Origin of the sequence: Microbispora sp. CSR-4, from assembly GCF_008033685.1 — a bacterium.
In the GTDB taxonomy this organism is placed as follows: domain Bacteria; phylum Actinomycetota; class Actinomycetes; order Streptosporangiales; family Streptosporangiaceae; genus Microbispora.
In genome coordinates this window covers 145,604-160,351 of the sequence record NZ_VJVX01000006.1, presented here as the reverse complement: position 1 = coordinate 160,351, position 14,748 = coordinate 145,604, and the positions used below count along the sequence as shown (strand labels likewise).

Sequence of the window (14,748 nt, the reverse complement as noted above, 5' to 3'; positions counted from 1 at the left end):
TGGAACTCCGGTCAGGAAGTGGGCTGAGGAGACGTGGGAGCGGGGCTCGCCGGCCTCTTGGCCGCGGGCCGCAGGAACAGGACGAGGACGGGAACCACGTAGACGACCCAGGCGACGGCCTCCAGCACGCTGGGCTGCGGGGTGATGTTGAACATCCCGCTCAGCAGCGTCGAATACCAGGCGCCGGGGTCGAGCACGCCGCTGATGTCGAAGGCGTAGGTGCTCAGGCCGGGCACCAGCCCCGACTCCTGCAGGTCGTGCACGCCGTACTTGAAGATCCCGGCGGCGACCAGGATCAGCAGCAGGCCCGTCCAGGTGAAGAACTTCGTGAGGTTGATGCGCAGGGCGCTGCGGTAGAGGCCCCAGCCCAGCGCGACCGCGGTGAGCAGCCCGAGCGTGATGCCGATCAGCGGGCTCGCGCTGCTGGTCGCGCCCTGGACGGCGGCGAACCACAGCAGCGCCGTCTCCAGTCCCTCGCGCGCGACGGACAGGAACGCGACCACGACCACGGCGGTGGCTCCGAGTTCGAGGGCCTGGCCCATCTTCTCCCGCAGCTCGCCCGACATCTTGCGAGCGGCCGTACGCATCCAGAAGACCATGAAGGTGACGAAGACGGTCGCGGCCAGGGAGGTCACGGCGTCGAACATCTCCTGCTGCTGCGTCGCGAGGTGGGCCGCGGTGAAGGTCAGCAGCGCGCCGAAGGCGACGGACAGGACGACGGCCGCGCCGACGCCGGCCCAGACGAGGGGCAGCCGCTCGCGGCGGTCGCTCTTGACGAGGAAGGCCACCAGGATGGAGACCACGAGAGTGGCCTCCAGGCCCTCGCGAAGGCCGATGAGGTAGCTCGCGAACACATCGCCTCCGGAATTGTCGGTAAGCCTTACCTAACTTAGGGCAGGTTCACCTTACCGACAAGGTCTCGAACCCATGGAGCGGGGTATGCCTTTTGTCACCTTCAGGGGCAGGTGAGACGACGCTCCCGGTGGCCGGTGGAATCGGTGGGCGGCACGGCGATCCGGGTGACACCCCGGCACGCGGCGCATTCATTCGGGCGAGGTCTCGAACGTGCGGCGGTGCGATCCGGGCGCAGCCCCGAATGGGTGGTGGATCGGCGGGTGGCAGGGCGATCCGGGTGACACCTCGGCAGGCGGCACTCCAGGGGGTCGTGGATCGGTGGGCGGCTTAATTCGGTGGCGTCCCATCTCCGCTCCTCGTTATCGTGACGGACGTCCTGCTGCCGCACCCCGGAGGGTCACTTGGAGCTCTGAGGTCTCGACACCGCGCTTACGGCCGCCATCGGTGGTCCTGGCGCAGCGACCTCAGGCAGACCCTTGCCTCGCGGCCCGTGCCCGCGGTGTCTCCACGGTTCGATCACCATTCCGCCCTTGGGGATACCCGGAGCCGCCCTATGTCTTATTCCATTGTCTGTACGGATCTGTCCTTTTCCTGGCCCGACGGGACGTCCGTCTTCGAGGAGCTCGACTTCGCGTTCGGCGCCGGCCGCACCGGGCTCATCGGCTTCAACGGCAGCGGCAAGTCCACCCTGCTCAAGCTGATCGCGGGAGAGCTCACCCCGACGCGCGGCTCGGTGTCGGTCACCGGGCGGCTGGGCTACCTGCCGCAGAACCTCCCGCTCGGCGCGAGCCGTACGGTGTCCGACCTGCTGGGGATCACGCCCGCGCGGGAGGCGCTGCACGCGATCGAACGGGGCGACCTGAGCGAGGCGAACTACGACGCGGTGGTCTGGGACGTCGAGGAGCGCGCCCGCGCCGAGCTCGACCGCCTCGGGCTGACGGGCGTGGACCTCGACCGGACGGTCGCGACGCTCTCGGGCGGCGAGACCGTCATGGTCGGGCTCGCCGCGCGCTTCCTCGCCGAGCCAGACGTGCTGCTGCTCGACGAGCCGACCAACAACCTCGACCTCGACGCGCGGCGGCGCCTGTACGACGCCGTCTCGTCGTGGACGAGGACGCTGGTCGTCGTCAGCCACGACCGCGCGCTGCTCGACCTGGTGGACCAGATCGCCGACCTGCCCGCCCGCCGCACCTTCGGTGGCACGCTCAGCGCGTACGAGGAGGTGCTCGCGGTCGAGCGGGAGGCCGCCGAGCGGATGGTCCGTGCGGCCGAGGGCGACCTGCGCCGCCAGCGGCGCGAGCTGATCGAGGCGCAGACCAAGCTGGCGCGGCGCGTGCGCTACGGCAACAAGATGTACGAGCAGAAGCGCGAGCCGAAGATCATCATGCAGGAGCGCAAGCGCCAGGCCCAGGTCTCGGCGGGCAAGCACCGCATGATGCACGAGGAGAAGGTGGCGGCCGCCCGCGAGCGGCTGGCCGAGGCGGAGGAGGCGGTGCGCGACGACGCCGAGATCCGGGTCGCGCTGCCGGCCACCGAGGTGCCGTCCGGGCGCACCGTGCTCGAACTGGACGGCCTGCGCACGGCCGCCGGGCCGATCGGCGACCTGATTATCCGTGGCCCGGAGCGGGTCGCCCTGCTGGGACCGAACGGCTCGGGCAAGACGACGCTGCTGCGCACGATCCTGGGGGAGCTCCCGCCGGATGAGGGCTCGGTCAGGCTCGACGTCCCGGTGCGCTACCTGCCGCAGCGGCTCGACGTGCTCGACGACGCGCTCAGCCTGGTCGACAACGTGCGGGCGGTGGCGCCCGCCGCGTCGGTCAACGCCGTCAGGGCCGGGCTCGCCCGGTTCCTGTTCCGGGGCGCCCGGGCCGAACGCCCGGCGGGCACGCTCTCGGGCGGCGAGCGCTTCCGTGCCGTGCTGGCCTCGCTGCTGCTCGCCGAGCCGGCGCCGCGGCTCCTGCTGCTTGACGAGCCGACCAACAACCTCGACCTGGCCAGCGTCCGCCAGCTCGCGCAGGCGCTGTCGGCCTACCGGGGAGCGCTGGTGGTGGTCTCCCACGACCTGCCGTTCCTGGAGTCGATCGGCATCACCCGGTGGGTGACCCTGGGCCCGGAGGGGGTGACGACGTCGGCGTGACCACGGGTTGACAGCATCCGCTCACCGCCTGACAGTGTTTCGGGTGATCACCCCCCGGATCTACTCGCACACCTTGTCACGTACTGTCCAGGCCGGCGCCGTGCTGGCCGCGTCCGTCACGCTCGCGGCCTGCACGGGATCGCCCGGCGGATCGGGAAAGGCCGCCTCCGGCGAGGAGGCGGCTGCGCCGGCCGCCGCCACGACGACCGCCGAGTCGGGGCCGCCCGCGCTGACGCCGGCGGCGTACCGTAAGGCGCTCGACGCCGCCGGCCGCCCCGCCCGCTCGACGCTCGCCGCCATCGCCAAGGCGCGGACCTTCAAGTCGCTCCACCAGCGCATCGGCCGGGCGGAAAGCGCCCTGGAGTCCGCACAGGAGCGGCTCGGCGGGCTGCGGCCTCCCGCGGACGTCGCCGCCGAGCACGCCGACTACGTCGCGGCGCTGCGGGGCCTGAACGGCAGGCTCGGCGCGCTGGACGAGGACGTGTCGTCGCGCGTCCTGTGCAGCGGGGCGGCCGTGCTGGCCGGTCTCGGCCGGTCGGGTGAGTTCAAGGACCTCAAGTCCGCCGCGGGCGACCTCGCGAAGGCCGGTGACTACCCGGTGGTCCAGATCAGGCCGCCGGCCCGGCGCACCCGTCGCCTCGGCAACGGCACGATCCTGCTCTCGGCGATCCGAGGCGGCCGGGGCACGCTGACCGTGAAGAACGGCGGCACGCAGGACGGCGTCGTGACCCTCGTGCGCGGAGGCCGCAAGGCGGTCAGCTTCTACGTGCGCAAGCGGTCGACCGCCAAGGTCTCGAACATCAAGGACGGCACCTACCGCGTCTACTTCACCACCGGGGCGGACTACGACCGGGGCGCCCGTGCCTTCACCAGGAACTGCGGTTTCTCGAAGTTCGACGACGCGGTGAAGTTCCAGACCGTCTACAGCGGATACAGCGTGAGATGGAGCGACTGGACGCTCACGCTCGACGCCGTTTTCGGCGGGAACGCCACAACGAGCGACGTGGACCCGGACGCCTTCCCCGCATGACCCGGACGTTCTTCCCGTACGTCCGGCCCGGAAGCCGTCCGGCATGACCCCGGGCACGCCGGAGGCCGCGGCCCAGGGCAGGGGCCGCGGCCTCCGGTGAAGCCTTCAGGATGCGCTCAGCTGGAGAACAGCATGCCGATCCAGCTGCCCCGCCGGTGGTGGCCGTAGTGGCCGCCGTGGTGACCACCCCAGGCGGGCCCTCCGTACGCAGGCGGCGGGGGAGCGTAGTGCTGCTGGGCCCACTGGGCCTCCATCCGGGTCAGCGTCTCCAGCTCGCCGTAGTCCAGGAAGATCCCGCGGCAGTTGTCGCACTGCTCGATGTGGACGCCGTTGCGGTCCAGCGTCCGCATCCGGCCACGGCACTTGGGGCACTCCACGTGACGAACTCTCCTCGATCAGGTCTCGGCCTCCACGGCCGCGACGATCCTCTTGCAGGCGGACACCAGTGCCTCGGCGGCGTCGTCAGGAGGTTCCCCCGCCCGCGCCGCCGTCGCCACCGCCGTCGCCGCCAGTTGGACGGTCAACGCCCGGGCCGGCGCGTCGAGTTCCCGCCACGGGTCGTCCGCGGAGACGGCGGTCCCGCCCGCCGCCAGATAGGCGGTCAGGAAGCGCTCCCAGTCGTACGGGCCGAGCAGGCCGGCGGCGTACCACGCGGCCGGGCGCGCAAGGTCCCACGCGGGGTCGCCGGGGCCCAGGTCGTCGGGGTCGATGAGCAGCCACGCGCCGTCGTGCCGGACGATCTGGCCGAGGTGCCAGTCGCCGTGCGTCAGCGCGCCGCCCTCCCGCGCCGGCGGCAGCGTCGCGTACGCCGCGCGGATGGGCGCCGCGACCGGGCCGGGCACGCCGGCCGCCTCCAGGTCGGCCATGGCCCTGGGCAGCCGCGACGGTCCCCCGGCGGGCGGCAGCCCCGGGGACGCCGGCCGGGAGTGCAGCAGGGCGAGCAGCCGGCCGCCCTCCTCCCACGGGGTGCTCCCGGCGTCCACGTCGGCGATGGTGAGCGGCTCGCCCGCGGGCCAGATCGTGACGAGCCTGCCGTCCAGCCGTTCGAGGCCGAGCGGGGCCAGCATGACGCCCGGCAGGTTAGCGGCGGCGTCGAGGCGGGCGCGCAGGGCGCGTTCGTCGGTGCCGGGGGGATGCGCCTTGACGACCACGTCGCCGGCCCTGACCACGAGCACGCGGGTCTGCTTGAGCACCGACACCGGCCCGTCGCGGCGCGCCAGCCGCGCCAGTTCCTCGATCACGGGGGACACCCTAGGGTGTCGCCATGAAGGTTGGTTTCGGTGTGCCGGTGTCGGGCTCGTGGGCGACCCCGGAGAACATGAGGCGGATCGCGCGCCGCGCGGACGAGCTCGGCTACCACGGGGTGTGGACGTTCCAGCGCCTGCTCTATCCGGTCGGCAACCCGATGGGCCCGGTCTACCGGAGCGTGCACGACCCCGTCGTCACGCTCGCGTACCTGGCGGGCGTCACCGAGCGGGTGCGGCTCGGGGTGGCCGTGCTCAACCTGCCGTTCGTCTCTCCGGTGCTTATGGCCAAGCAGCTCGCCACCCTCCAGGAGGTGTCGGGCGGCAGGCTCGACGTGGGCCTGGGGCTCGGCTGGCTGCCCGAGGAGTTCGCCGCCTCCGGCGTGCCGATGGAACGGCGGGGCAGACGCGGCGAGGAGTACGTCGGCCTGCTGCGGCGGCTGTGGACCGAGGACGTCGTCGAGCACAAGGGCGAGTTCTACGAGGTCCCGCGCTCCCACCAGGACCCCAAGCCGGCCACGCCGCCCACGGTGATGCTCGGCGGCACGGCCCGGGTTGCGCTGGAGCGGGCCGGGCGGATCGCCGACGGCTGGATCAGCTCCAGCCGGGCCGATCTGGACACCATCGACCAGCAGATCGCCATCGTGAAGGAGGCGGCCCGGCAGGCGGGCCGCGACCCCGGCGCCCTGCGGTTCGTCGTCCGCGGCGTCACCCGCGTCCGCCCGGCCGAGGAGGGCCCGCTGACCGGGTCGTACGACAAGATCCGGCGGGACGTCGAGGCGCTCGCGGCCAAGGGCGTCACCGAGGTCTTCCACGACCTCAACTTCGACCCCGAGATCGGCAGCCCCGAGGCCGACCCCCGCGAGTCCATGCGACGCGCCGAAGAGGCCCTCGAAGCTCTCGCCCCCCGCTGAGCTCCCCGGCCGCCAGGGACACGACGAGGACGAGCCCCACGGCGAGCGGCCCGGCGACGGCCAGGTGGGTGGTCAGCGCGTCCACGACGTCGGGGACGAACCGGCTGAGGGTCACCAGGGTCGCCGCCCACGCCGCCGCCGTGGGCACGCTGACGCGGGCGAAGTCCACGTACGGCACGCCCGCCCAGCCGGTGAGCCTCGGGACGAGGGTGCGGGCGGCGCCGAGCCACTGACCGCCCGCGACGGCCCAGGCGCCTCTCCTCGCCACCATCCGGCGGGCCCGCGCCCACGCGGCGGGCGCGAACCGGCCCGCCAGGGGGTGGACGGAGGCGGCGCCCTCGCGCCTGCGCCCTTGGGCGTACGACAGCTGCGGGCCGGCGACGGCGGCGGTCACGGCCACGGCGAGCGTCCCGGCGAACGGCAGCACGCCGAGGCGGGTGAGGCAGCCGAGGGCGACCAGCACGCTCGTCCCCGGCAGCGCCACCCCGGCGAGCGTGCCGGCCTCGGCGACGATCAGGATCGCGGCGACCGCGAGCACGAGGGGAGCGGGAAGCCGGCCGAGCAGGTCAGCCATGGCGCACCGGTCTCCGGCACACGTACGCCAGGCCGGGCGGCATGTTGCGCCAGACCGGCCCGGTCGTGAGCACCTCGTCGAAGGCGGCGCGCAGGCGCCGCCGGAACCGCCGCGCCCGTGCCAGCGGCACCGCGGGCAGATAGGTCACGGTCGTGAACGCCCCCGTCGGGCGCAGCACCCGCCCGACCTCCCCGAGAATCGCCTCCTGCGCGTCCTCGGGGAAGAGCGTCCACGGCAGCGTGCTGATCACGGCGTCGACCCGGGAGACACCCCGTTCGCCCAGCAGTGCGCCGAGGCGGGCCGCGTCGCCCTGGAGCACGTCCAGCCAGGGCCGGGCGCGGCGCAGGTGCGCCACCATCCCCGGGTCGATCTCGACGGCGAGCTGGCGGGAGCCGGGCGCGAGCCGTTCCCTGATGGCCTCGCTGATCGCGCCGGTGCCCGGCCCGAGCTCCACGACCACGGCGGGACCGGTCGTCGGGACGACGGCGGTGAGGGCACGCGCGAGCGAGCGCGAGCTCGGGGCGACGGCGCCCACGACGCCCTGCCGGCGCAGCGCCACGCCCGCGAACGCCCTCAGGTCGGAGACCTGCTGGACTGCGCTGTTCATGCGGCCATCCGGCCGGTGTCGTTCATGCGGTCCATACGGCCGGTGTTGTTCATGCGGTCCATACGGCCGGTGTTGTTCATGCGGCCCGTAAGGCCGGTGTCGTTCATGCGCCCATCAGACCGGCGCGTGACCCGGGCCCGCCAGCCGTCCAGGCCCCCCTGCGGTGGTAGGGCCGGCCATACCACCGCAGGGATGCCTGGCCGTCTTCGACGGAGCCTGGACGGCCTCTAGGGTGGGTCGGGTGCGCCCCAACGGCCCGTGGCAGGCCCTCGCACGCAAGGACCTGCCGGCGACCTCGCTGCCCTGGCGCGCCCTCGCCTACCTGGTGACGGGCGTGGTCGTGGGCATGGTCGTGCTGGCGTCGCTGGTCGTCTCGCTGACCGCAGGGGCGGTGCTCACCGTCCTCCTGGTGGGCGTGCCGCTGCTGGCGCTCCCGGTGGTCGCCGCCGTGCCGCTGGGCGCGCTCGAACGCAGGCGGCTGCGGATCCTGGACGCCGAGCCCGCGCCGAGCCCCCACCGCCCCGCGCGTCCGGGTCCGCGCGGATGGCTCGAGACGCGGCTGCGCGAGCAGGCGACGTGGCGGGCCCTCGCCTATGCGGGCCTGCTGGCCGTCGTGCTCGGCCCGGTCGAGCTGGTCGCCGTGACGTACGGCCTGCTCGTGCCGCTCGTGATGATCTGCGCCCCGATCAGCGTGGCGGAGGCGGGGCCCATCGTGCTGCTGAAGTTCTGGCCGCTCGGCTCGCTCACCGAGGCGTTCGCCGCCGCGCTCCTCGGGGTCGCGGTGCTCGTCCTGGCGGCGTACCCGATCACCGCCCTCGCGACTGCGCACGCCCTGCTGGCCCGGCTGCTGCTCACGCCGGGGAAGGGCGAGCCGGGCGAGCGGCTCGCCGAGCTGACCCGCTCCCGCAGCCGCCTGGTCGAGGCGTTCGAGGTCGAGCGGCGGCGCATCGAACGCGACCTGCACGACGGCGCGCAGCAGCGGCTGGTCGCGCTGACCATGACGCTCGGCCTGGCCAAGGTCTCCACGGGGGAGGAGGCGGCCGGGCTCGTGGCCAGGGCGCACGAGGAGGCGAAGCTCGCCCTCGCCGAGATCCGCGACCTGATCCGCGGCATCCACCCCCGCATCCTCGCCGATCGCGGGCTGCCCGCCGCGGTCGCGGAGCTGGCCGACCGGTCGCCCGTCCCGGTCGAGGTCGACGTGGACGTCCCCCGGCTGCCGGGGCCGGTGGAGTCGGTCGCCTATTTCGTCGTCAGTGAGGGCCTGGCCAACGTGGCCAAGCACAGCGGAGCCGAGCGGGCCTCGGTGCGGGGCCGGCTCGACGGCGGGCTGCTCACCGTCGAGATCCGGGACGACGGCGTGGGCGGCGCGGACGTGACCGCCGGCACCGGGCTCGCCGGGCTCGCCGACCGCGTCTCGGCGTTCGAGGGCAGGCTGATGCTGTCGAGCCCGCCGGGCGGCCCCACCCTGCTGCGCGCGGAGATCGAATGCCTGCCGGCCCTGCCCTGACCGTCGTCATCGCCGAGGACGGCGTGCTGCTTCGCGAGGGACTGGCCACGTTGCTGGCCAGGTTCGGCCACCGGGTGGCCGCCACCGCGGGCGACGCCGAGGGGCTGGTGACGGCGGTGGAGGAGCACGCCCCCGACATCGTCGTCACCGACGTGCGGATGCCGCCCGGGTTCTCCGACGAGGGACTGCGGGCCGCCGTGGCGTTGCGCGCCGCGCACCCCGGCCTCGCCGTCCTGGTGCTGAGCCAGTACGTCGAGCAGACCTATGCGGCCGAACTGCTCGACTCCGGGGACGGCACCGGCGTGGGTTACCTCCTCAAGGACCGGATCGGGGAGGTCGAGGAGTTCGTGGACGCGCTGACCACCGTCGCCGGAGGGGGGACGGTCGTGGACCCGGAGGTCGTGCGTCAGCTCCTGCGCCGCCGCCGCGACCCGCTGCGGCGGCTCACCCCGCGGGAGAGCGAGGTCCTCGCCCTGATGGCCGAGGGCAGGTCGAACGCCGCGATCGCCCGCGCGCTGGCGGTGTCGGAGGCCGTCGTCGGCAAGCACATCGGGAACATCCTCGCCAAGCTCGACCTGCCTCCCGACGAGGACGCCCATCGCCGTGTGCTCGCCGTCGTCACGTTCCTGCGCGGCTGAGGGGTGTCAGGCCCACCTGATGGGTAGGGCGGAGGATGGCAATAACGAGCTAGATGTCCGATTTTTTGATCGGCAGTGGATGAGGCTCCCATGGCGAGGCGACGACGGGATCGCGGCGGGGGCGGGGCCGGCCGCCCACAGGAAGTGACAGCGGAGACGGGATGCTCGCGGCGAGTGTTCATCGTGGGTTCCATGACGGGCGCGGCCGTGCCGTACCTCGCCGTCGAGACGGCCGCGGCGGCGGACGCGAGAGACCTCGGCCAGGCTCCCGCGGCGCCCGCCCCCGAGAACAACTTCGTCGTGCAGGCGACGCCGTCGTGGTATTTCATCCAGCGGGAGAACGGCTCCCAGGAGATGAAGTGGGGTCCGGTCGGGTACGCGGTCCTCCACGGCGAACACGTCGGATATGGGGAGCTGGTCCCCAACGACCGGATGTACATCCACAACAGGGCCCGCCCGCCCGAGATCGACCGCCGGACATGGCGGCTGAAACTCACCGGCGACGCGCTCACCCGCCCGCGGACGTTCACGTACGAGGAACTGCTGGCCATGCCGTCCGTGACGCTGAAACGGACGATCGACTGCGGTGCGAACTGCGCCGCGTTCTTCCCCAAGCTGCCGCCCGGCGGAGCCGACGATCGCTGGCTTCCGGTCGGCTACACCCAGTGGCACTTCGGTGCGGTGGGGGCCGCCGAGTGGACGGGAGTGCGGGCCAAGGACGTGCTGGCGGCGGCCGGCGCGGAAAACCCGGTGGACGTGCAGTTCATCGGCCTCGACGTCATCCGCAACCCGAGCCTCCCCGGCGGCACGGCCCGCTACTCCCAGGTCGCCCCCGCAGGCAAGGTCCTGGAGGACGACACCCTGCTGGTCTATCGCATGAACGGGCAGGACCTGCCCATCGATCACGGCTATCCGCTGCGCCTGCTCCTGTCGGGCTGGGCCGCGGTCAGTTACGTCAAGTGGCTCGGCGAGATCGAGGTGTCGAAGCACCGCATCCCGCCGTCGGGGCTGCAGACGCGGCACCTGCTGACCGGCCCCGCCTATCCCGAGCCGGTCCCCCTGACCGTCGGTCCCGTACGCAGCGCCATCGAGCACGACCGGGAGATCACGCTCGCTCCCGGTGACATCACGCTGCGCGGGCGGGCCTGGTCGGGGGCGGGCGCGATCGAGCGGGTCGACGTCTCCGTGGAGAGGCTGGCCGCCCCCGGGCGGTGGGTCACCGAGATGCCATGGCGGGCGGCCACGCTGCTGAGCACGCCCCAGCCCTACATGTGGGTGCGGTTCGAGGTGCCCTGGCCCGGGGTGAAACCAGGGCAATACCGCGTGATGTCGCGTGCCAGGGACAAGGCGGGCAACGTCCAGCCACGCCCGGAGGACGTGGTGTGGAACCAGCACGGACTCGGCTACAACGGGCACTACCCGCTTGAGCTGATCGTGGCCCCGCCCAGCGACATGCCCTGACGGCGCTTCAGATCATCCCGTACGCCTGGGCGATCAGCTCGTAGGAGCGCAGGCGCGCCGCGCCGCCGTGGACCTGCGTGGTGATCATCAGTTCGTCGGCCCCGGTGCGCTTGCGCAGCTCCTCCAGCCCGTCGCGCACGGTCTGCGGGCCGCCGTGCACCACGTTCGACAGCCGGTCGCGGACGAACTCCCGCTCCATCGGGGTGTACGGGTAGGCCTCCGCCTCCTCGACGGTGGGCGTACGGCCGGGCCGCCCCTGCCGCAGGCGCAGCCATGACAGCGCGCCCGGCATGACCTGGCGCAGCGCCTCCTCGTCGGTGTCGGCCGCGACCGCCGCCACCCCGATCAGCGCGTACGGGCGGTCGAGCACCTCGGAGGGCCGGAACGAGGAGCGGTAGAGATCGAGCGCGGGCTCGGTGTTGGCGGCGCTGAAATGGTGAGCGAAGGCGAACGGCAGCCCGAGCAGCCCGGCCAGCCTGGCGCTGAACCCGCTGGAGCCGAGCAGCCAGATCGGCGGCCGGTCGTCACCGCGCGGCACCGCCTGGATCTTCGCGTACGGATGCCCGGCCGGGAAGGCGGCGTCGAGGAAGCCGGTAAGCTCGGCCACCTGCTGGGGGAACTCGTCCGGGTCCACGTCGGCCGAGCGACGGAGAGCGTTCGCCGTGGCCATGTCCGTTCCGGGGGCGCGTCCGAGGCCGAGGTCGATGCGGCCGGGGTGCAGCGCGTGCAGCGTGCCGAACTGCTCGGCGATCACCAGCGGGGCGTGGTTGGGCAGCATCACGCCGCCGGAGCCGATCCGGATCGACCGGGTCGCCGCCGCGAGGTGGGCGATCAGCACGGCCGGAGACGAGCTGGCGACTCCGGGCATTCCGTGGTGTTCGGCGACCCAGATGCGGTGGTAGCCCCACTCCTCGGCCCGGCGGGCCAGCTCGGTGGCGTCGCGCAGCGCCTCGGCGGGCGATGAGCCCTCGCCCACGGTCGCGAGCTCCAGGATCGACAGCGGCACCTCGGCGGTCCCGCGCGGCACCCCACGGATGTTGTCATCGCTCATGCTCGGCCTAACCTGAGGTCGCATCACGATATTTCCGGACACGGAGAGAGGTGTGCTTCGTCACTCCGTCACCTGCCATGCTTGGACACATGAGCGAGCGAAAGCCCATCGAGTCGTGGCTGTCCGACATGGACGGGGTGCTGGTCCACGAGGGGCAGCCGGTGCCGGGTGCCGACGAGTTCATCAGGCGCCTCAAGGAGTCGGGGAAGCGGTTCCTCGTCCTGACGAACAACTCGATCTACACCCCCCGCGACCTGTCCGTGCGGTTGCGCGCGGCCGGGCTCGAGGTGCCGCCGGAGGCGATCTGGACCTCCGCGCTGGCCACCGCCAAGTTCCTCGCCGACCAGCGGCCCGAGGGCTCGGCGTACGTGATCGGGGAGGCGGGGCTGACCACGGCCCTGCACGAGGCCGGATATGTGCTGACCGATCTCGACCCCGACTACGTGGTGCTGGGCGAGACCCGCACCTACAGCTTCACGTCGATAACGCGGGCGATCCGGCTGATCGACAACGGAGCCCGTTTCATCGCGACCAACCCCGACCCCATCGGCCCCTCGACCGAGGGCTCGCTTCCCGCCTGCGGCGCGGTGGCCGCGATGATCACCAAGGCGACCGGGGTGGAGCCGTACTTCGTCGGCAAGCCCAACCCGATGATGATGCGCAGCGCGCTCAACCAGATCGACGCCCACAGCGAGACCACCGCGATGATCGGCGACCGGATGGACACCGACGTCGTCTGCGGCATCGAGGCCGGCCTGCACACGATCCTGGTGCTCACCGGCGTCACCCAGAAGGACCAGATCGACCGCTATCCGTTCCGGCCCACGCAGGTGGTCAACTCCGTGGCCGACCTCATCGAGCTGGTCTGAACCTGACGCGCCCTGTCAGGTACGGGTGCCAGGCTGATCGGCATGAACCATCGCGTCTACCTGGAAATCGGTCCCAAGAAGGTCTTCGCCTGCTCGGTCGACTGGCCGGGCTGGTGCCGCATCGGCAGGACCGAGGAGGCCGCGCTCGGCACGCTCGTGGACTACACGCCGCGCTTCCGGGTGATCGCCGAGCGGGCGGGGCTGAAGTTCGCGCCGGGCGACCCGGCGGTCGTCGGGCGGGTCAAGGGCGACAGCACCACGGACTTCGGCGCGATCTCCGCCATCCCCGACTTCGACCGGGAGCCGGTGGACGCGCCGGAGGCCGCGCGTGCGGCCGCCCTCGCCCGCGCGGCGTGGGCGGCGTTCGCCGAGGTGGCCGCGACGTCCCCGGAGGAGCTGCGCAAGGGCCCCAGGGGCGGCGGCAGAGACCGCGACAAGATGGTCTCCCACGTCGTGGAGGCCGAGCGCGCGTACGCCCGGAAGATCGGCGTACGGCACAAGCCGTTCAAGGACGAGGCCGGCCTGACCGCCATGCGCGAGGACATTGTGCGGGTGCTCGAACGGCCCGCCGAGGCGTTCCCTCCCGGCGGTGAGGGCTGGCCCGTCCGCTATGCCGCCCGCCGCATCATCTGGCACGTGGTCGACCACATCTGGGAGATGGAAGACCGCCGGATCTAGGTGAGGGCGTCGGCGGCGCGCAGCGCGAGGGCGACGACGGCGGCGTCCTCGGGGACGCGCACGTCCCGGCCGGTGAGCTCGCGGAAGCGCGCGAAGCGGTGCTGCACGGTGTTGCGATGGCAGTAGAGAGCCGCGGCCGTGTCGGCGACCGAGCCGGAGCCGGTCAGATGGATCCGCACGGTCTCCAGCAGCCGCTCGCCCTCCGAGCCGCCCAGGGCGGCCAGCGGGCCGAGCACCTGGTGCGCGAGCTCGGCCGCAAGCTCCCCGCTGCCGCCGACGAAGACGTCCAGCCAGGCGTCCTCCAGCCGCCGTGGCCCCGCACCGGCCCGCGACGCTCCTTCGGCCGCCGCGGCCAGCCGTACGGCGCGGGGAACCTCCGACAGTCCGGAGACGACGGGAGAGACCCCGCAGCGCACCCCCGCAAGCGCGGCCAGGACCGACCGCGGCACGCAGGCGGTCCGGGCCGTCGGCTGCACGATCAGCACGTCGCCGGTCGGCGACTCGTGGCGGTAGTGAACGCCGATACCGGCCATCGCCGCCGCCGCGGCGCGCAGCGCCGCCCCCTCCCCAGGATGGGCGACCACGGCGAGGACCGGCTGTGCCGGGGCGAACCCGAGGACCCGGCCGGCGTCGCGCACCACGTCGGGGTTGCGGCCCTGGCTGTCCATGAGGCGGGCGAACCAGGCCCTGCGCTGGTCCTCCCGTTGCCGTCCCATCTCCAGCACCGCCCGCTGGTAGCCCGTCATCAGCCCGGTCACGTGCTGTTCCACCGCCTCCCAGACCAGGTGGGCCCCGGCGATCAGGCCGGGCAGCGCCTCCGGTGTCGCCCGCACGTTCATGGCCCGCCAGAGCACCCGGGCGTCGAGACGCGCGGCGGCCAGCAGCGACTCCAGCGGCACCCCCTGGCCGGCCCTGCGCTCCCCAACGCGCTCGGAGAGCCCGGCCATGCCGGGGGCGACCGATCCCGTGGCGATGTGCCGCAGCAACATATCCAGCCCGGCCAACGCCGTGCCCCGCAGTTCGTCCCGGGAGACAGGCGGGTCGGGCGACCCGTACGGATCGACGAGCTCGACCTGGGCCAGCCACTCCTCGACGATGTCCTCGATGTCGTCGAGGCAGCGCAGCGCCAGCTCGGCCACCGGTGCTGGAGGGGGAGTGTTCATCTGCACAATCTAGCCGCCGA

The 14,748-nt window shown here is 72.9% G+C and carries 15 protein-coding genes; 8 read left to right on the top strand and 7 right to left on the bottom strand.

Annotated elements, in window-relative coordinates:
* Positions 1–11: 11 nt before the first annotated feature.
* Entirely contained in the window at positions 12–854 is an 843-nt protein-coding gene (gene efeU, locus FLV34_RS08425; RefSeq protein WP_142648266.1) for an iron uptake transporter permease EfeU, read from the bottom strand.
* Positions 855–1,408: 554 nt separating this feature from the next.
* Between efeU and FLV34_RS08420 the strand changes: the two genes are divergently transcribed.
* A complete protein-coding gene (locus FLV34_RS08420) occupies positions 1,409–2,992 on the top strand; it encodes an ABC-F family ATP-binding cassette domain-containing protein (protein ID WP_147942793.1) in 1,584 nt (527 codons plus the stop codon).
* A 73-nt stretch (positions 2,993–3,065) separates the two neighbouring features.
* Entirely contained in the window at positions 3,066–4,022 is a 957-nt protein-coding gene (locus FLV34_RS08415; RefSeq protein WP_142648268.1) for a hypothetical protein, read from the top strand.
* Between the two features lie 116 nt (positions 4,023–4,138).
* Here the strand turns inward: FLV34_RS08415 and FLV34_RS08410 are convergent, their stop codons facing one another.
* Positions 4,139–4,399 (bottom strand): zf-TFIIB domain-containing protein, encoded by a 261-nt coding sequence (locus FLV34_RS08410; RefSeq protein ID WP_142648269.1) that lies wholly within the window; start codon positions 4,397–4,399, stop codon positions 4,139–4,141.
* A gap of 18 nt (positions 4,400–4,417) precedes the next feature.
* Positions 4,418–5,263 carry a phosphotransferase family protein gene (locus FLV34_RS08405; RefSeq protein ID WP_261985704.1) on the bottom strand — a complete coding sequence of 282 codons (846 nt, stop codon included), beginning with the start codon at positions 5,261–5,263 and terminating at the stop codon, positions 4,418–4,420.
* Between the two features lie 23 nt (positions 5,264–5,286).
* Between FLV34_RS08405 and FLV34_RS08400 the strand changes: the two genes are divergently transcribed.
* A complete protein-coding gene (locus FLV34_RS08400) occupies positions 5,287–6,180 on the top strand; it encodes a TIGR03619 family F420-dependent LLM class oxidoreductase (RefSeq protein ID WP_142648271.1) in 894 nt (297 codons plus the stop codon).
* Here the strand turns inward: FLV34_RS08400 and FLV34_RS08395 are convergent.
* Complete coding sequence (locus FLV34_RS08395) at positions 6,086–6,754, bottom strand: DedA family protein (protein WP_142648272.1); 669 nt, start codon at positions 6,752–6,754, stop codon at positions 6,086–6,088. The genes FLV34_RS08400 and FLV34_RS08395 overlap by 95 nt on opposite strands.
* Positions 6,747–7,361, bottom strand: a complete 615-nt coding sequence (locus tag FLV34_RS08390) for a class I SAM-dependent methyltransferase (protein ID WP_147942791.1) — start codon at positions 7,359–7,361, stop codon at positions 6,747–6,749. The genes FLV34_RS08395 and FLV34_RS08390 overlap by 8 nt, the downstream gene beginning before the upstream one ends.
* 241 nt (positions 7,362–7,602) lie before the next feature.
* Between FLV34_RS08390 and FLV34_RS08385 the strand changes: the two genes are divergently transcribed.
* The 3 genes from FLV34_RS08385 to FLV34_RS08375 all read left to right on the top strand — a co-directional run bounded on the left by FLV34_RS08385 (position 7,603) and on the right by FLV34_RS08375 (position 10,967).
* The gene (locus FLV34_RS08385; RefSeq protein ID WP_261985703.1) at positions 7,603–8,868 is read left to right on the top strand and encodes a sensor histidine kinase; all 1,266 of its coding nucleotides are present in this window, start codon (positions 7,603–7,605) and stop codon (positions 8,866–8,868) included.
* Positions 8,847–9,506, top strand: coding sequence for a response regulator transcription factor (locus FLV34_RS08380; protein WP_142648274.1), 660 nt, complete (start codon positions 8,847–8,849; stop codon positions 9,504–9,506). Before FLV34_RS08385 ends, FLV34_RS08380 begins: the two co-directional genes overlap by 22 nt.
* Before the next feature lie 192 nt (positions 9,507–9,698).
* On the top strand, positions 9,699–10,967 hold the full coding sequence (locus tag FLV34_RS08375; RefSeq protein ID WP_168065992.1) for a molybdopterin-dependent oxidoreductase: 1,269 nt from the start codon (positions 9,699–9,701) through the stop codon (positions 10,965–10,967).
* 7 nt (positions 10,968–10,974) lie between these two features.
* Here FLV34_RS08375 and FLV34_RS08370 read toward each other — a convergent pair whose 3' ends face one another.
* Positions 10,975–12,018, bottom strand: coding sequence for an LLM class flavin-dependent oxidoreductase (locus tag FLV34_RS08370; protein ID WP_142648276.1), 1,044 nt, complete (start codon positions 12,016–12,018; stop codon positions 10,975–10,977).
* Between the two features lie 89 nt (positions 12,019–12,107).
* Here FLV34_RS08370 and FLV34_RS08365 point away from each other — a divergent pair, with 89 nt between their 5' ends.
* Complete coding sequence (locus FLV34_RS08365) at positions 12,108–12,887, top strand: HAD-IIA family hydrolase (protein ID WP_142648277.1); 780 nt, start codon at positions 12,108–12,110, stop codon at positions 12,885–12,887.
* A 42-nt stretch (positions 12,888–12,929) separates the two neighbouring features.
* Positions 12,930–13,565 (top strand): hypothetical protein, encoded by a 636-nt coding sequence (locus FLV34_RS08360; RefSeq protein ID WP_261985702.1) that lies wholly within the window; start codon positions 12,930–12,932, stop codon positions 13,563–13,565.
* Here the strand turns inward: FLV34_RS08360 and FLV34_RS08355 are convergent.
* Entirely contained in the window at positions 13,562–14,728 is a 1,167-nt protein-coding gene (locus FLV34_RS08355; RefSeq protein ID WP_147942789.1) for a CdaR family transcriptional regulator, read from the bottom strand. The genes FLV34_RS08360 and FLV34_RS08355 overlap by 4 nt on opposite strands.
* Positions 14,729–14,748 lie beyond the last annotated feature (20 nt).